This is a genomic window from Janthinobacterium sp. GW821-FHT03A03, assembly GCF_059421435.1.
Window position 1 is genome coordinate 103,000 of sequence record NZ_JBWKUZ010000008.1, and the last position, 17,380, is coordinate 120,379.

Below are 17,380 nucleotides of genomic sequence, written 5' to 3' on the forward strand. Positions count from 1 at the left end.
TGCTGAACGAGCCACTATTGTAAAGCGGATGCGCCATTGCTGCAGATTCGGGCCTGCGTCGCGGATGCTGGTGGCGTAGTGATTCTCGTTCAGCCTGAAGCGGATGGAAATGTTCCCCGCCGCGAGCCTCAGCGGATGCGGCGCGTGGCGTCGCGCCCGATCCATTCCAGCGGCGCCATGCTCGCCAGGACGGCGCCGCCGCTATTGCAATTATTCCAGCGTTGCCTGCACGCTGGCGATGCCGATCTGCGCGCTGCCTTCGGCCAGGCGCACGTTGACGTTCTGGCGCGCCTGCAGCTGCGCCGGCGAGCGCACGATGTTGCCCTTTTCGTCGCGCAGGATGGCGTAGCCGCGTTCCAGGGTGCGCTGCGGATTCAACAGTTCCAGCTGGGCCGCCAGGCCGTCGAGGCGGTGGCGCCGCTGCGTGAGCAGCTGCGCCATGGCCGCGCCGCCGCGCCGCTGCATCTCCACCAGGCGCGCGCGCGGCGCCGTGACGTCGGGCCGCAAGGCCGCCCAGCGGCTGCGCAGGCGTTCAAGCGCGTATTGCGACTGGTTCACGGGCGCGCGCGCCGCATGCGTCATGGCCGTGGACAGGGCCAGCAGCTGCAGGCGCTGCTGCCGCAGTTGCGCTGTCGGGTTGAGCAGGCGCCGGCTGTGGCGGTCCAGCGTTTGCGCCGCGTCGTCGAGGCTGCGGCGCATGGCGCGGCGCAGGTCCGCCGCGTCGGCACGCAGCGAGGCCATCCAGTCGGCGCGCGGCGTGGCCGCCAGTTCGGCCGCCGCCGTCGGCGTGGCCGCGCGCAGGTCGGCCGCGAAGTCGGCGATGGTGAAATCGGTCTCGTGGCCCACGCCGCTGATCACGGGGATGGCGCAATCGGCGATCGCGTATGCCACGGCTTCATCGTTGAATGACCATAAATCCTCGATGCTGCCGCCGCCGCGGCATACCAGCAGCACGTCGCACTCGGCCCTTGCTGATGCCGTGCGGATGGCGTGCGCGATCTTTTCCGGTGCCTGCTGGCCCTGCACGGGCGTTGGATACAGAATGATGGACACGTGCGGCGCGCGGCGCTTGAGCGCAATCAGCACGTCGCGCAAGGCGGCCGCCTGCGGGCTGGTGACGATGCCGATGCTGCGCGCGAACATGGGGATGGCGCGCTTGCGTTCCTGGTCGAACAGGCCCTGCGCGGCCAGCTTTTCCTTCAGGCGCTGGAACGCCTCGTACAGGGCGCCCACGCCGGCGCGGCGGATGGCTTCCACATTGATCTGGTAATCGCCGCGCGCGCCGTACAGGGTGACGAGGGCGCGCACTTCGACCTTGTCGCCTTCGCGCGGCGTGAAGCCGGCAAACTGGGCGCGGCCACGGAACATCACGGCGCGCACCTGGGCCCCGTCATCCTTCAGCGTGAAATACCAGTGGCCGGAGGCGGCCCGCGTGAAGTTGGAAATCTCGCCGGCGATCCAGGTCAGGGGAAACGAGCGTTCGAGCAGGCGCGCGACGGCCTGGTTCAGGGCGCTGACGGTCAGCACGGGCGGGGCGGCAAAGCCGCTGTCAGTCGGGGTGTCGGTCATCATGAAGCTGGGAGCGGGTGGGGAACTGTCCACATATTATCGGCGAGGTCATGCTTATGTCATATATCGTGCAAAACAACAAGTTCTATTTCTAAGTATTTGATTTCATGCAGAATTCCCGTATGCCTGATTTGCGTGCACGGGGAAAAAGTCCTTTAATATCAAGCACATCAGTGTAGCCCCTGCCACTTACGCACAAAGTTATCCACAGAAAGTGTGCGGAACTTTTTGCCTTGGACAAACGTTAGCGGACAGACTCCTTTCGATGAAGAGAAATGCCTTGCTACATTTTTGCGCACGGAAATAAAGTGCATAGGAATCAAGCGCTTAGTATGCCATGCCTGGCCTTGCGCACAATCTTATCCACAAAAAATGTGCAGAACTCCTGCGCGGCACCGGATTTATCCACCGGAAGGGCCATGGCAAGGCTTGCCTGAATTTTGCGCAACATGAAAATAGCCATATAGATCAAGGGTCTAGCGTGTAGTCGTGGGCCTTGCTCACAATCTTATCCACAGAATATGTGCAAAACCGCCTAAATCGTTTCGCCTTTTCTCCCCGTTTTCCACCGCGCGGACAGGTGCTTGCGCTGCCTCATTTTTCAGCATCGAAAAAAACTCCTTTAAAATCAATGCTCTTGCACGGAGTCAATCGGCTTGCTCACAATCTTATCCACACTTTATGTGTGGAACTGCGCTGGCGCTGGAAAAGTACGCCGTAGCCGTGAAATCGGGTGCTGAAAACGCCGCTTTTCGGTCCTTGCCATATTTTTATGCAAGACAATAAAAACGATATAAATCAATGTACTTAGCGCCTATCTTTGCGCTTGCGCACAATCTTGTCCACAGATTGTGTGCAGAACTTTGACGCTCTGGCTGCGGTTTGTTTGAGGTTGCCTGCCACTTTTTTGCGCATCGATTTAATTTCCTTTAAAATCAATAGCTTGGGTGAATTCTTCGGCTTTGCGCACAATCTTGTCCACAGTAAATGTGCAGAACTCTGCAAGTATTAATTTATTGACATTGACTACTGTCGATAAGCTGCTATGCCTGTATTTTGCGCAGGCTGATAATATTCATGTAAATCAATGGCTTGCGTGCCGGACTTCATGCTTGCTCACAATCTTATCCACACAAAGTGTGCAAAACTGTGCGCCGGCGCTGCGCTCCCGCCGCGCCGTGTGGACAAGTGCCATGCAGGCGCCACTTGCCGCCGGCGCGGCAACGCGCTACATTGCGCCATTCCTGCGCCGACATGCAATCGCTGTTCGGCGCTCGGTACAATACAGGCTGTCCGGGCGCTTCCCCGCCTTCCCTTTACCAGGAGTTTCTTTTGCTCGCTATATTTCAAGCCGCCGGCTGGCCCATCTGGCTGTTGTTGATCGCTTCCATCGTCGCCCTGGCCCTGATCATCGAGCGCCTGCTGTATTTGCGACGCGCCAAGATCCTGCCCCGCAAGCTGTTCGATGAAGTGGTGCAGGTGTATCGCAGCGGCAAGATCACGCCGGACACGGTGGCCAAGCTGGAAGATAATTCACCGCTGGGCGTGGTGCTGGCCGCCGCCCTGCGCAACGTCGATGCGCCGCGCGAGGTGATGAAGGAATCGATCGAGGAGGCCGGCAGCGGCGTGGCCCACGTGCTCGAGCGCTACCTGACCACCCTGGGCACCATCGCCACCCTGGCGCCGCTGATGGGCCTGTTCGGCACGGTGGTGGGCATGATCGAAATCTTCGGCTCGCAAAACGCCAGCGGCTCGAATCCCGCACAATTGGCGCACGGCATCTCGGTGGCCCTGTATAACACGGGTTTCGGCCTGGCCATCGCCATGCCGACCCTGGTCTTCTACCGCCATTTCCGCGCCCTTGTCGACAGCTTCGTCATTGACATGGAGCAACAAGCCGTCAAATTCGTCGACATCGTCCACAGTGGCCGCCAATGAACTTCCGCAAAGGCAAGGGGCGTGAAGACCCCGAAATCAACCTGATCCCGTTCATCGACGTGCTGCTGGTGATCCTGATCTTTCTCATGGTCAGCACCACCTACAGCAAGTTTACGGAATTGCAGATCACCTTGCCGACGGCCGACGCCGAGCAGGCCAAGGACAAGCCGCAGCAGCTCGACGTCACCATCGATGCCAAGGGCAATTACACGGTCAACCGCGAACCGGTCTCGTTCCGCGACGTGGCCGGCCTGGCCGACGCCCTGCAAAACGCGGCCAAGGCGGCCAACGGCGGCAAGGCGCCCGCGCAGACGCCCGTGGTGGTGGTCAACGCCGACCAGTTCGCCATGCACCAGATGGTCATCCACGTCATGGAAGCGGCGCGCCTGGCCGGCTATGAAAAGCTGACGTTCGCGGCGCAGGCGGGCGGCAAGTAAATTCCCGCCGTTACCGGCAACATATTTGGGGGCAGACCGGCCGGGTCTGACCCCAGCCCTTGACTCCTCACCGCATGCCCACATCCTCCCCCGCCAAGCTTGAAACCACTCTCACCCGCGCCTGGCTGACGCGCGGCCCGCTGGCGTGCGCGCTGTGGCCCGTGTCCCTGCTGTTCGGCGCTCTGAGCGCCGTGCGGCGCGTTTTGTACCGTGCCGGCGTCCTGCAATCGGCGCGCCTGCCCGTGCCCGTCGTGGTCGTCGGCAATATTTTTATCGGCGGCACGGGCAAGACGCCGCTGACGATCTGGCTGGTGCAAGCCTTGCGCGACGCGGGCATGCGCCCGGGCGTGATTTCGCGCGGCCATGGCAGCGCCGACCGGCTGGCGCGCGCCGTGACGGGCGAGTCCACGCCGCAGCAGGTGGGCGACGAGCCGCTGCTGATCTTCCAGCGCGGCGGCTGTCCCGTAATGGTGGGGCGCGACCGCGCGCAAGCGGGCAGGGCGCTGCTGGCGGCGCACCCCGAGGTCGACGTGCTGGTGACGGACGACGGCTTGCAGCATTACGCCCTGCGGCGCGACGTGGAAATCGTGCTGTTCGACGGCCGCGGCGCCGGCAATGGCTGGCTGCTGCCGGCGGGACCCTTGCGCGAATCGCCGCGCCGCCGGCGCGACGTGACGGTGATCAATGCGCCCGAGCTGGCGCCGGCGCTGGTGGGCCAGGTCGCGCCCAAGGGCGCCCTGGTGGTGCAGATGCGGCTCGATGGCGGCATGGCCGAACGCTTGACGGACCGCAGCGAACGCGTGGCACTGAGCGACTTGGCGGCCGGCGGCCAGCGCATCGTGGCGGCAGCCGGCATCGGCAATCCCCGGCGTTTCTTTGCCATGCTGCGCGGCGCCGGATTGGACTTCACGGAACTGCCCTTGCCCGACCATCACGACTTTCTCGACCAGCCATTCGCGGCACTCGACGCGGATGTGATCTTGATCACCGAGAAGGATGCAGTAAAATGTGCGCAAATTGAACATCTCAAAGATGACCCGAGACTGTGGGTCGTCCCGGTCAGTGCGCGCATCGATAGCGCGCTGGCCCAACAAATTGTGGAGAAATGTCGTGGACGCTCGACTGCTTGATATCCTGGTCTGCCCTGTTTGCAAGGGCCCGCTTGAACACGATAAGAAGGCGCAGGAACTGATTTGCCGCGCCGACCGCCTCGCCTATCCTATCCGCGATGGCATCCCCATCATGTGGGCGGACGAAGCGCGCACACTGCAAGACGCAGTGGAATAACGATGGCGTTCATCGTCATCATCCCGGCCCGCCTGGCCTCGACGCGCCTGCCGAACAAGCCGCTGGCCGACCTGGGCGGCAAGCCCATGGTGGTGCGCGTGGCCGAGCAGGCAGCCTTGTCGGGCGCCGCGCGCGTCATCGTCGCCACCGACCATGCATCCATCCGCGACGCCTGCGCCGCGCATGGCGTGGAAGTGTGCATGACGCGCGCCGACCATCCGTCGGGCACGGACCGCATCGCCGAAGTGGCGCGCACGCTCGCTTTGCCGCCGGACGCCGTCGTCGTCAACCTGCAGGGCGACGAACCGCTGATCGATCCGGCCCTGCTGGCCGCCTGCGCGGCGCAGATCAGCGCCGCCGTCCCCATGGCCACGTGCGCCCATCCGCTGCATGACGTGGCCGATGCCTTCAACCCGAATGTCGTCAAGGTGGTGCTGGATAAAAACGGCCGCGCCTTGTATTTCTCGCGCGCGACGATACCGTGGCACCGCGACGGCTTTGCCCAATCCCGTGAAAACTTGCCGCAAGGCTACGTGCCGCTGCGCCATATCGGCCTGTATGCATACAGCAATGCATTCCTGCAAACCTATCCGGGCTTGTCCGCGTCGCCGCTGGAAGCGATCGAAGCGCTGGAGCAGCTGCGCGTGCTGTGGCATGGCTATGCCATCGCCGTGCATGTCACGGATTCGGCGCCGGCCGCCGGCGTCGACACGCCGGAAGATCTGGCGCGCGTCCAGGCGCACTACCAGCACGTCACCTGATAAAACGCCCATGGCTGCGGTGCTCCGCCCTGCATACATGCGGCGGCGCGCCTTGCCCTGAACGTTTTTCGGGCGCCGCGGGTGCGCGAGAAAAATTTTATGCGGGGCCTGCCACAAAAAACCACATTTTGAAACGTCTGCAGCGATATTTGCTGGCTTTGATCAATCAGGGCATAGCAATTCGACAGCAAACTGGCGTTGCGGGGATTTTTTGTGGTAAGTTTCGTAGGGAAAGATAGTCATTGCAACACCATCTAAAAAAAATTACACATACCACCATCCAAAATCTGTTTTTTAGGAACTTTCAATGCGTCTGATACTTTTAGGAGCACCCGGTGCCGGCAAGGGCACCCAAGCTAACTTCATCAAAGAAAAATACAATATTCCACAAATCTCCACGGGCGACATGCTGCGCGCGGCGATCAAGGAAGGCTCCGAACTGGGCCTGGCAGCGAAAAAAGTCATGGATGCGGGCGGCCTCGTGTCGGACGACATCATGATCGGCCTGGTCAAGAACCGCCTGCAGGAAGCCGATTGCGCCAATGGCTACCTGTTCGACGGCTTCCCGCGCACCATCGCGCAAGCGGACGCCATGAAGGATGCCGGCATCAATGTCGACTACGTGCTGGAAATCGACGTGCCGGACGAGTCCATCATCGAGCGCATGGACGGCCGCCGCAGCCACCCGGGTTCGGGCCGTGTCTACCACGTCAAATTCAACCCGCCCAAGGTCGACGGCGTCGACGACATCACGGGCGAACCGCTGATCCAGCGCGACGACGACAAGGCGGAAACGGTCAAGAAGCGCCTGGACGTGTACCACAACCAGACCAAGGTCTTGCTCGGCTACTACAATGACTGGGCCAAGTCCGGCCTGCCGGGCGCACCGAAATACCGCCGCATCGCCGGCGTCGGTCCGGTCGAGCAAATCCGCGACAGCGCATTTGCCGCCCTGGCGGAATAAGCAGTTATTTAAAAGCGGACCTCAGTGTCCGCTTTTTTTTCGCCCGCTTTTCAGGCAGACTGTCAGCAGGGCTTTGCCAAATGATTAATGTTGAACGATTTGCGCTGAGTGCTTGACGTTTTCGTGGTTGAAGTTTTTTGCAGGTCGTGTTTTCCTGGCTGCGCGTGCCTACCCGGTGCGGTCTGCAGCTGTCGGCAATGACGTCGGATAAAAACAGAAGGGGACGATATGGCAGCCAGTTTGTGGTTTGCGGTAGCCTGCGGCGTGGTCGCAGTGGTATATGGTTTGGTGTCGCGCAGCTGGATCCTGCGTCAGGATCCCGGCAACGCGCGCATGCAGGAAATCGCCCTGGCCATCCAGCAGGGCGCGGCCGCCTACCTGGCGCGCCAGTACCGCACCATCGCCATCGTCGGCGTGGTGCTGCTGATCGCCATCTATGTGCTGCTTGGCCTGCATACGGCGCTGGGCTTCCTGATCGGCGCCGTGCTGTCGGGCGCCTGCGGCTTCATCGGCATGAATGTCTCCGTGCGCGCCAATGTGCGCACGGCGCAGGCGGCCACCCTGGGCATCAACCAGGCCCTGAACGTGGCCTTCAAGGGCGGCGCGATCACGGGCATGCTGGTCGTCGGTCTGGGCCTGCTGGGCGTGACCCTGTTCTACTGGCTCTTGGCGACGACGGGCGCGCCCGGCCTGACCCAGCATGACCTGATCAAGCCTTTGATCGGCCTGGCCTTCGGCGCCTCGCTCATTTCCATCTTTGCGCGGCTCGGCGGCGGCATCTTCACCAAGGGCGCCGACGTGGGCGCGGACCTGGTGGGCAAGGTCGAGGCGGGCATACCCGAGGACGACCCGCGCAACCCGGCCGTCATCGCCGACAACGTGGGCGACAACGTGGGCGACTGCGCCGGCATGGCGGCCGACCTGTTCGAAACCTATGTCGTGACCCTGATCGCCACCATGCTGCTGGGCGCGCTGCTGATGGCAGAGGCCAGCAGCACGGCCATCATCTACCCGCTGCTGCTGGGCGCCGTCTCCATCCTCGCCTCCATCGTCGGCTGCTCGATGGTCAAGACAGCGCCCGGCAGGAAGATCATGTCGGCCCTGTACACGGGCTTGTGGTGGGCCGCCGGGCTGTCGCTGGTGGGCTTTGCCGTGGTGACGTGGCTGCTGTGGCCCGACGACGCCATGCGCTACAAGATGCTGGGCGCCACCGTCGTCGGCATCGTGCTCACGGGCCTGATGGTCTACATCACCGAGTACTACACGGGCACGGACTTCAAGCCCGTGCGCCACATCGCCGAAGCGTCGACGACGGGCCACGGCACGAATATCATCGCCGGCCTGGGCGTGTCGATGAAGTCCACCGCCTATCCGGTGCTGGCCGTCTGCATCGCCATCCTCGTCTCGTACCAGCTGGCCGGCCTGTACGGCATCGCCATCGCGGCCACCTCGATGCTGTCGATGGCGGGCATCATCGTTGCGCTCGACGCGTATGGCCCCATCACCGATAACGCGGGCGGCATCGCGGAGATGTCGGGCCTGCCCGACTCCGTGCGCGCCATTACCGATCCTCTGGACGCCGTCGGCAATACCACCAAGGCCGTCACCAAGGGCTATGCCATCGGCTCGGCCGGCCTGGCCGCGCTGGTGCTGTTCGCCGACTACACGCATGCGCTCGAATCCGTGGGCCAGCACATCACGTTTGACCTGTCGAACCCCATGGTCATCGTCGGCCTGTTCATCGGCGGCCTGATACCGTATCTGTTCGGCGCCATGGCGATGGAGGCCGTGGGCCGCGCGGCCGGCGCCGTGGTGGTCGAGGTGCGCCGGCAGTTTCGCGACATCAAGGGCATCATGGAAGGCACGGCGCGGCCCGAATACGACAAGGCCGTTGACATGCTGACGGCGTCGGCCATCCGCGAAATGATCGTGCCCTCCTTGCTGCCCGTCGTGGTGCCCATCGTCGTCGGCATGCTGCTGGGGCCGGCGGCGCTCGGTGGCCTCCTGATGGGAACGATTGTGACGGGCCTGTTCGTGGCCATTTCCATGACCACGGGCGGCGGCGCCTGGGACAATGCCAAGAAATACATCGAGGATGGCCATTTCGGCGGCAAGGGTTCCGATGCGCACAAGGCGGCTGTCACGGGCGACACCGTGGGCGACCCGTACAAGGATACGGCGGGACCGGCCGTCAATCCCTTGATCAAGATCATCAATATCGTGGCCCTGCTGCTGGTGCCGCTGCTGCCGGCCACGGGCTGGCTGGCCGTAGCCGCGCCGGCGCCCGTTCACGCGTCCGCGCCGGCCACCCTGGCGCCGGCCACGCCCGTGCAAAGCTTGCCCGCGCAATAAGGCGGCGCCTTCCCTGCAGCCCCGTGGCCCGCGCCGCGGGGCTGTTTGCGTTTTGCGCCTGTGAAACTTTCCTGCCGTCCATATCCTCAGCGTATCAAAGGTGAGCAATTGTTACAGCGCCTTTGCTTGTGCCGCACCCCTGCCAATAATGGAGCGAAGGAGTGAGCTTTACGCTCTGGCATGGATGGCAGGAGGATGTCATGGACAGCAGCAACAGGAAGGGCGGCGCGCTGCTGGCGCTGCTGATATTGAGCGGTATCGCAGGGTTGGCCCAGGCGCAGGCGGGCCGGCACGGCGGTTTCCACGGCGGCCACGGCCATCACGGCCACTTTCATGGCCATTCGCAGGTGGGCGTATGGGTGGGTTCGCCATGGTGGTATGGCTATGGACCGGGCTGGTATGGCGACCCGTGGTATGGCTATCCTTATCCCTATGGCCGCACGGTGGTCGTGCAGCCGCCGCCCGTGTACATCGAGCAGGGCGGCGAGCCGACGGCGCAGATGTGGTATTACTGCCGCAATCCGCAAGGCTATTATCCCTACGTGAAAAATTGCAGTACGGCATGGCGTGCCGTGCTGCCGACCAGCGTGCGCTGACGGGGAGGCGAACATGAATACGAGAACGTTGATGGGACGTGCCGGCATGCTGGCGCCCCTGCTGCTGGCCGCCTGCACGGTGCTGCCGGAAGGGCCGTCGGTCATGGTCTTGCCCGGCACGGGCAAGAGTTTTGAGCAGTTCCGCAGCGATGAGCTGCAGTGCCGCGGCTATGCGCAAGGCCAGTTGGGCGGTGCTTCGGCGCAGCAGGCCGGCGTCGATAGCGGCGTGCGCAGCGCGGCGCTGGGCACGCTGCTCGGCGCGGCGGCCGGCGCCGCCATCGATGGCGGCCATGGCGCTGGCGTGGGGGCGGGCACGGGTCTCGTCTTTGGCGCCCTGGCCGGCACGGGCGCGGCGGACAGTTCCTCGTACGGCATGCAGCGCCGCTACGACAATGCTTATCAGCAATGCATGTATGCGAGCGGCCACAAGGTACCCGTCGCCGGGCAGATGCTCAGCGGCGTGCCGGCGAATGCCGCCACGCCGCCGCCCGACACGCCGCCGCCCCGTTATTAGAACCTTGAAGTCAGGCCCACAAACATGCGCCGTCCCGGCACGTAGTAGTCGACCAGGCCATCGGCCATCGGGCCTTTCTTGAACAGGTTCTGCACGCCGCCGCGCACCGTCCACTGGGGCGTGACCTTGTACGACACGACCGTGTCGACGATGGTGTAAGCCTTGTCGGCCAGTTTGCCCGCATCGAGCTCCTTGCCCGTGTACTGGGCCGATACTTCGCCGAACAGCTGGTCGTTGACTTGCCAGCCCAGCGCCGAGTACCACGACAGTTTTGGCGTGGACAGCAGGTTGGCGCCCGTGGTCAGGTTCTTCGCCTCGGCCATGTAGGTCACGTTGTTACGCCAGTTCAGGTTTTTCGTCAGCGGGATATTCGCCGTCGCTTCCAGGCCGCTGGTGCGCGCTTTCTGGATATTCGTCATTTTGGTCCACCACTGTTTCTGGTAAAAACCCAGCGGCGCGTAGTCGATCTTGTTCTTGAAATCCGTGTGGAAGTACGTCAGGCCCACGTCCCAGCCATTCTGTTCCCACGCCACGCCGATCTCGCCGGCCGTGCTCGTTTCCGGCTTCAAGTCCGCATTGCCGGCCATGTAGCAGCCGCCCGTGATGTAGCCGAGCGGCTTCAGGCTGCCGCAACCGCGTCCGCCCGACTGCGTGGCCGCCGCCGGCGAGTTTTCCTTCAGGCTCGGTGCGCGGAAGCCTTGCGAGATGCCGCCCTTGATGGTCCAGGCGGGGGCAGGGTGGTACACGAGGTACAGGCGCGGGCTGTAATGGTTGCCGAACTTGCTGTGGTGATCGAGGCGCAGGCCGGCCGTGGCCGTCAGGTTCTCGCGCAGGAACAATTGATCTTCCGCAAACAGGGCCGAGGTGGTGCCGGACAGGGTGGCGCCGCTGACGGGATTGCCCAGGTAATCGGTGGGCACGGTGCCGATGGTATCCGTGTTCGTCAGTTCCTGGTGCTTCCACTGGCCGCCCATCACCAGCATTTGCTCGATGCCGCCCCAGCCGACGCGTTTTTCCAGGCTGGCGTCCAGGGTGCTGTCCTTGGATTTGGCCACCGTGCCGACGACTTCGTTGTCGAAATCGTTGTGGTACAGGTTGACCGTGGTCTTGCCGAAGTCCCAGCGGCCTTCGTAGCCGAGGCTGGCGCTCTTGCGTATCAGCTTGCTGGCGCCCCAGCTGTAGACCAGCGGTTCGCCATCCGCATCACGCGCACTCGAAGTGCTCGCTTCCTGCCTGCCATAGCTGGCGTCCAGCGACAGGTTCTGTTTCTTGCCCAGCGCCCAGGTCAGCTGGCCCGAGACAGTCTGGTTGCGTTCGCCGCCCATGGCACCCGCTTTGTCGAAGGATTTTTCATCGGCATTCTGGCGCGTCTGGCTCACGCCCAGGCGCATGCCCACCGTGTCCGACAGGGGGCCGGCCAGGTTCACGCCCAGCTGGTGCGCCGTGCCGCGGCCGCTGTCCTGCGGCTGCGTGTAATTGGCCGTGGCCGAGCCGTTCCACTTGCCCGGCACCTTGCGCGTGATGATGTTGATCACGCCGCCCATGGCGTCCGAGCCGTACAGCGAGGACATGGGGCCGCGCACCACTTCGATGCGCTCGATCATGTCGGGCGAGATCCAGTTCAAGTCCTGGCGGCCCAGGTCGGGACGGTAGGCCGTGTCGGCCGAGCTGCCCACGCGCTTGCCGTCGACGAGAATCAGCGTGTATTTGTCGGGCAGGCCGCGCAGCTTGATCTTCGACGCTTCGCCTTCGGGGCCGGTGCCGCCCGTCACGCCGGGGATGCGGCGCAGCAGGGTGTTGAGGTCATACACGGGCTGGCGCTCGATTTCCTCGCGCGTGATGACGCTGATGCTGGCCGGCGCATCCTTGATGTCGATGGCCGTGCCGGAAGCGGTGACGACCACCGTGTTCATGGTGGGATCGGCGGCCACATTGCCTTCGGCCCAGGCGCCGCTGACGGCCAGCGACAGCAGGCAGGGCAGGAGGACGGCGGCGGGGCGTGCGGCAACGCGCGTGAGCAGAACAGAGCTGGGGGCGGGACGGCGGTATGTCATGTTGATCTTTCCGGAGTGTTGTTATTTCCTGGCTGCCTTCCGGGTGGCTCGGGTATGAAGTGTTTAAAATATAAGAAATGCGCTGAAATTCTGCTAATGAGAATAAGAATCGTTCTTATTGTAATGCCATCCTGGCAAGAAGGAAAGTGCTGGCGGGAAATAAAACACCGTTACCGGATGGCGTGGCCGTGTCTGCGCCATCTTCACCCGTGAGAAATTGTTACGTGCTTTGGCATCCGCGGCGGCGTGTGCGAATAATGGAGCAGGCATTGTTTTTCGGGAGGCAGCATGCATACCGCGACAGCAGCACACCATCGGCCCCGCGCCGCGCTGGCGCTCGCTTGCGCCCTCGCGGGCCTGGCCTGGGGGCAGGCCTTTGCGGCGGCCCCGGCGGCTCCGGAAGCGCTGCCCGTCTGCCGGCTCGATCCGCATGACAGCACGAAACTGGCCGTCGAACCGTGCCGGACGGCGCCACCCGTGCAGCCGCGCCGCCCTGTGGCGCAGGTGATCGGCCGCATGCCGGCGCAGGGCACGGCACCGCCCGTCGTGCCCACGGCGCCCATGCCGCCGGGCTTGGCCGTCCCCATGCCCGGCGCGCCGCAAGCCATCGGTTCATGCGATACGGGCGGTTGCCGCGACGCGTCCGGCGCGCGCTACAACGGCGCGGGCAACGCCACGCTCGACGCCAACGGACGCATCTGCCATCGCAACGGCGCTTTCATCCAGTGTTTTTAGCCCTGCCATTGGCTGTCGCTGCAAGTTTTCGCTCGGCGGCCGCAAAAGTGGCTACAATTGTCGCCGACATTACGTTTACGTAAACGTAATAGCGCGTAATGATGGCATCGTGCATCAACCATCGGGCGCCGGGAACACGGCCCTTATCACTCAGGAGACTTCATGCAGATTCAGGACAATGTATTCATCATCACGGGCGGCGCATCGGGCCTGGGCGCGGCCACGGCGCGCATGCTGACGGCGGCCGGCGGCAAGGTCGTGCTGGCCGACGTGCAGACGGAGGCGGGCCAGGCGCTGGCCGCGGAATTGCACGGCGTGTTCGTGCAGTGCGACGTGACGTCGGAAGAAGACGGCATGGCCGTGGTGGCGGCGGCAGGCAAGCTGGGCATTTTGCGCGGCCTGGTCAACTGCGCCGGCGTGGCGCCGGCCGTGAAAACCGTGGGCAAGGACGGTCCGCATCCGCTGGCCCTGTTCCAGAAAGTCGTCAACATCAACCTGGTGGGCACCTTCAATATGTGCCGCCTGGCGGCCGACGCCATGGCGAAACAGGATGCGACGGCCGAAGGCGAGCGCGGCATCATCATCAACACGGCGTCCGTGGCGGCCTATGACGGCCAGATCGGCCAGGCGGCCTATGCCTCGTCGAAGGCGGCCGTGGTCGGCCTGACCCTGCCGATGGCGCGCGACCTGTCGCGCAACGGCATCCGCGTCATGACCGTGGCGCCCGGCATTTTCGAAACCCCGATGCTGCTGGGCATGCCGGCCGAGGTGCAGGATGCGCTGGGCAAGATGGTGCCGTTCCCTTCGCGCCTGGGCAAGCCCGGCGAATACGCGCAACTGGTGAAAGCCATCGTGGAAAACGTCATGCTCAATGGCGAAACGATCCGCCTGGACGGCGCCATCCGCATGCAGCCAAAGTAAGAGCACCTGGACATCGCCAGGCACTCTTGCGAAGGCAGTCCCCTAATGGGCATTTGATGTAGGATACCCCCGTATGGGGCGTACAGCCTTGCCTGGCTGTGCGCCCTTTTTTTATCGGAGAATCCATGATCGCATTGAAACCGCTGGCGCTGAGCCTGACCTTGCTGGGAGCCCTGGCTGCCAATCCCGTATGTGCCGAAGTGCCGCAAAAGGCGCCGGAAATCGCCACCGCATATGCGGAAAAGTCGGGCTGGACGGCGCAGAAATTCATGGTCGCCGCCGCCAATCCGCTGGCCGCCGATGCCGGCTACCAGATGCTGAAACAGGGCGGCAGCGCCATCGACGCGGCCATCGCCACGCAGCTGGTGCTGACCCTGGTCGAGCCGCAATCGTCGGGCATCGGCGGCGGCGCCTTCCTGCTGTACTCGACGGCCAAGGGCGTGCAGGCCTTCGATGGGCGCGAAACGGCGCCTGCGGCCGCTGATGAACACCTGTTCCAGAACGCGGACGGCAGCCCCGTCTCGCGCGCCACGGGCGTCGTGGGCGGGCGTTCCGTGGGCGCGCCGGGCGTGCTGCGCATGCTGGAACTGGCGCACAAGGAGCACGGCAAGCTGCCGTGGGCGACCCTGTTCGGCCCCGCCATCGGCCTGGCGCACGGCGGCTTTCCCGTCAGCCAGCGCCTCAACGGCCTGTTGAGCTGGGACCAGGCGCTCAAGCGCGACCCCGTCGCCGCCGCGTATTTCTATGACAAGGAAGGCAAGGCCTGGCCCGTCGGCCACGTGCTGAAAAACCCGCAACTGGCGCGCACCCTGGGCGAGATCGCCCGCGGCGGCGCCGACGCCTTTTACAACGGCCGCATCGCGCGCGACATCGCCGCCAAGGTGGCGTCGCACCCGACCAATCCGGGCAAGCTGACGGCGGCAGACATCGCGGGCTACCGCGCCAAGGTGCGCGAGCCCGTCTGCAGCGATTACAAGGCGTGGACCGTGTGCGGCATGCCGCCGCCCTCGTCGGGCGGCATCGCCATCGCGCAGATGCTGGGCATCCTGGAAGTGAAGGATATCGGCGCGTATGCGCCCGTCGACGGCGTGCCCGCTGCGCAGGCGATCCATCTGTTCTCGGAAGCGGGGCGCCTGGCCTATGCGGACCGCAACCGCTACGTGGCCGATACGGACTTCGTGCCGCTGCCCGGCAAGGGCATCGCCTCCATGCTCGACAAAACCTATCTGGCGCAGCGCGCCTCCCTGATCGGCGACAAATCCATGGGCAAGGCCTTGCCCGGCACGCCGCCCGGCATGCAGGTGGCGTGGGGCATGGACAACGCCCTGCAGCGCCCGTCGACCTCGCACCTGGTGGCCGTCGACGCTTTTGGCGGCGGCCTGTCGATGACGACCAGCGTGGAAGACGCGTTCGGCTCGCGCCAGATGGTCGACGGCTTCTTGCTGAACAACCAGCTGACGGATTTTTCGTTCGACTCGCAAGATGCGGACGGCCCGATCGCCAACCGCGTGCAGCCGGGCAAGCGCCCGCGCAGCGCCATGTCGCCCACCCTCGTGTTCGAGAAGGGCACGCAAAAACTCGTGCTGGCGACGGGCTCGCCGGGCGGCTCGTCCATCATCAACTACGTGGCCAAGGTGCTGGTCGGCACCATGGACTGGGGCCTGAACGTGCAGCAGGCCATCAGCCTGCCGAATTTCGGCAGCCGCAACGGCCCGACGGAGCTGGAAAAGGGCCGCGCGCCCGCCGCCCAGGTCGAGGCATTGCAGGCCATGGGCCACGAAGTGCGCGTCATCGAGCAGAATTCCGGCTTGCAGGGCGTCATGCGCCTGTCCGCGCACGGCAAGGATTTCTGGTTTGGCGGGGCCGATCCACGGCGTGAAGGCATGGTCAGGGGGGATTGATTTTTTGATTGCTATGGTTGTTTAGCCCGAAGGCAAAAGCTGGGGGTAGAGCCAACGGGTCTGACCCCGAAACTTTTCCACAAAGCACCAAGACCCTGCTAATCTGCCGGCATGGGAATGCAAAATAAAACAGGCTTGATACTCACGGGAGGGGGCGCCCGTGCCGCCTACCAGGTGGGCGTGCTGCAGGCCATCTCGGCGATTCTGTGGGAAGCGGGCTGGGCGCCGGCGCGCAACCCGTTCGACATCATCTGCGGCACCTCGGCCGGCGCCATCAACGCCACGGCGCTGGCTTGCCGGGCTGATAACTTCGGTGAAGGCGTGCAAAAGCTGCTCGACGTGTGGCAGCACATCCAGGTCGAGCAGGTCTACCGCGCCGATTCGCTGGGCGTGATCCGCTCGGGCGCGCGCTGGCTGTCCTTGCTGTCGTTCGGCTGGCTGCTGCGCCAGTGGCATGCGTCGCCGCCCAATTCCCTGCTCGACAATACCCCGCTGGTCAGCCTGCTGCACCGCATGCTCGACCTGCCGCGCCTGGACGCCGCCCTGGCCGACGGCCTGCTGCATGCGCTGGCCGTCACCGCCTCGTCGTATTCGGGCAGCCGGCACATGACGTTTTACCAGACGGGAGCCGAGATCGCCCCCTGGGTGCGCACGCAGCGCCTGGCCTTGCAGGACCAGATCGGCGTGGAACACTTGCTCGCCTCGGCCGCCATTCCCTTCATCTTCCCCGCCGTGCCCCTGTATGTGGGCGGCCAGCGCGAGTACTGCGGCGACGGTTCGATGCGCCAGCTGGCGCCCATCTCGCCGGCCATCCACCTGGGCGCAAATAAGGTGCTGGTGGTGGGCGCGGGGCGCATGACGGAGCCGGCGCCCGGACCGGGCGACGCGGCGCGCTACCCCAGTCTGGCGCAGATCGCCGGCCATGCGCTGTCGTCGATCTTCCTCGACGGCCTGGCCGTGGACATCGAACGGCTGAACCGCATCAACCTCACCTTGTCGATGCTGCCGCCCGAATTGCTGGGCAAGACGGCGCTGAAACCGGTGGAACTGCTGGTCATCGCGCCGTCCGAGCGCCTCGACGCCATCGCCAGCCGGCATATCGGCAGTTTGCCCCGCCCCATACGCACCATGTTGTCGGGCATCGGCGCGGCCGAAGCGCGCGGCGCGGCGCTGGCCTCGTATTTGTTGTTCGAATCGACGTATACTAACGAGCTGATCCGTCTTGGACAGCGCGATACGCAGGCCCGCAAGGACGATGTACTGGCGTTTTTTGGTTCTTGAGACGGCCCCCGGAACAGTTGCCGGAGTTTTCGCGTTTTTTTTGACAGGACGATTGTGCTGGTATTTCGAC

16 protein-coding genes are annotated in these 17,380 nt (G+C 64.2%); 13 read left to right on the top strand and 3 right to left on the bottom strand.

Annotated elements, in window-relative coordinates:
* Window positions 1-210 precede the first annotated feature (210 nt).
* Together xseA and AC07VI_RS16915 are read right to left on the bottom strand one after the other, a co-directional pair.
* Window positions 211-1,572 carry an exodeoxyribonuclease VII large subunit gene (gene xseA, locus AC07VI_RS16910; protein ID WP_099374630.1) on the bottom strand — a complete coding sequence of 454 codons (1,362 nt, stop codon included), beginning with the start codon at window positions 1,570-1,572 and terminating at the stop codon, window positions 211-213.
* Between the two features lie 316 nt (window positions 1,573-1,888).
* Window positions 1,889-2,020 carry a hypothetical protein gene (locus AC07VI_RS16915; protein ID WP_264296515.1) on the bottom strand — a complete coding sequence of 44 codons (132 nt, stop codon included), beginning with the start codon at window positions 2,018-2,020 and terminating at the stop codon, window positions 1,889-1,891.
* 881 nt (window positions 2,021-2,901) lie between these two features.
* Between AC07VI_RS16915 and AC07VI_RS16920 the strand changes: the two genes are divergently transcribed.
* From AC07VI_RS16920 to AC07VI_RS16960, 9 genes are all read left to right on the top strand, one after another.
* Window positions 2,902-3,507, top strand: coding sequence for a MotA/TolQ/ExbB proton channel family protein (locus tag AC07VI_RS16920; RefSeq protein ID WP_099419961.1), 606 nt, complete (start codon window positions 2,902-2,904; stop codon window positions 3,505-3,507).
* A complete protein-coding gene (locus AC07VI_RS16925; protein WP_086146703.1) occupies window positions 3,504-3,944 on the top strand; it encodes an ExbD/TolR family protein in 441 nt (146 codons plus the stop codon). The genes AC07VI_RS16920 and AC07VI_RS16925 overlap by 4 nt, the downstream gene beginning before the upstream one ends.
* Window positions 3,945-4,018: 74 nt before the next feature.
* Window positions 4,019-5,074: a tetraacyldisaccharide 4'-kinase gene (gene lpxK, locus AC07VI_RS16930; RefSeq protein ID WP_086146702.1), complete on the top strand. Its 1,056-nt coding sequence runs from the start codon at window positions 4,019-4,021 to the stop codon at window positions 5,072-5,074.
* Complete coding sequence (locus tag AC07VI_RS16935) at window positions 5,055-5,231, top strand: Trm112 family protein (RefSeq protein ID WP_010395789.1); 177 nt, start codon at window positions 5,055-5,057, stop codon at window positions 5,229-5,231. Before lpxK ends, AC07VI_RS16935 begins: the two co-directional genes overlap by 20 nt.
* 2 nt (window positions 5,232-5,233) lie before the next feature.
* The gene (gene kdsB / locus AC07VI_RS16940) at window positions 5,234-5,992 is read left to right on the top strand and encodes a 3-deoxy-manno-octulosonate cytidylyltransferase (RefSeq protein ID WP_099419962.1); all 759 of its coding nucleotides are present in this window, start codon (window positions 5,234-5,236) and stop codon (window positions 5,990-5,992) included.
* Window positions 5,993-6,299: 307 nt separating this feature from the next.
* Window positions 6,300-6,956, top strand: coding sequence for an adenylate kinase (gene adk, locus AC07VI_RS16945; protein ID WP_086146700.1), 657 nt, complete (start codon window positions 6,300-6,302; stop codon window positions 6,954-6,956).
* A 228-nt stretch (window positions 6,957-7,184) separates the two neighbouring features.
* Window positions 7,185-9,308, top strand: a complete 2,124-nt coding sequence (locus AC07VI_RS16950) for a sodium-translocating pyrophosphatase (RefSeq protein ID WP_086146699.1) — start codon at window positions 7,185-7,187, stop codon at window positions 9,306-9,308.
* Window positions 9,309-9,508: 200 nt separating this feature from the next.
* Window positions 9,509-9,904, top strand: coding sequence for a hypothetical protein (locus tag AC07VI_RS16955; protein ID WP_086146698.1), 396 nt, complete (start codon window positions 9,509-9,511; stop codon window positions 9,902-9,904).
* Window positions 9,905-9,917: 13 nt separating this feature from the next.
* Window positions 9,918-10,418, top strand: a complete 501-nt coding sequence (locus AC07VI_RS16960; protein ID WP_099374627.1) for a glycine zipper family protein — start codon at window positions 9,918-9,920, stop codon at window positions 10,416-10,418.
* Here the strand turns inward: AC07VI_RS16960 and AC07VI_RS16965 are convergent.
* Window positions 10,415-12,472 carry a TonB-dependent receptor domain-containing protein gene (locus AC07VI_RS16965; protein WP_086146697.1) on the bottom strand — a complete coding sequence of 686 codons (2,058 nt, stop codon included), beginning with the start codon at window positions 12,470-12,472 and terminating at the stop codon, window positions 10,415-10,417. The two genes, AC07VI_RS16960 and AC07VI_RS16965, sit on opposite strands and share 4 nt — an antisense overlap.
* A 288-nt stretch (window positions 12,473-12,760) precedes the next feature.
* Here AC07VI_RS16965 and AC07VI_RS16970 point away from each other — a divergent pair, with 288 nt between their 5' ends.
* From AC07VI_RS16970 to AC07VI_RS16985, 4 genes are all read left to right on the top strand, one after another.
* Window positions 12,761-13,207 (top strand): hypothetical protein, encoded by a 447-nt coding sequence (locus AC07VI_RS16970; protein ID WP_086146696.1) that lies wholly within the window; start codon window positions 12,761-12,763, stop codon window positions 13,205-13,207.
* A gap of 162 nt (window positions 13,208-13,369) precedes the next feature.
* A complete protein-coding gene (locus tag AC07VI_RS16975; protein ID WP_086146695.1) occupies window positions 13,370-14,128 on the top strand; it encodes a 3-hydroxyacyl-CoA dehydrogenase in 759 nt (252 codons plus the stop codon).
* Window positions 14,129-14,253: 125 nt separating this feature from the next.
* Window positions 14,254-16,029: a gamma-glutamyltransferase gene (gene ggt / locus AC07VI_RS16980; protein WP_086146694.1), complete on the top strand. Its 1,776-nt coding sequence runs from the start codon at window positions 14,254-14,256 to the stop codon at window positions 16,027-16,029.
* A gap of 111 nt (window positions 16,030-16,140) precedes the next feature.
* Window positions 16,141-17,310 (top strand): patatin-like phospholipase family protein, encoded by a 1,170-nt coding sequence (locus tag AC07VI_RS16985; RefSeq protein ID WP_076567526.1) that lies wholly within the window; start codon window positions 16,141-16,143, stop codon window positions 17,308-17,310.
* Window positions 17,311-17,380 lie beyond the last annotated feature (70 nt).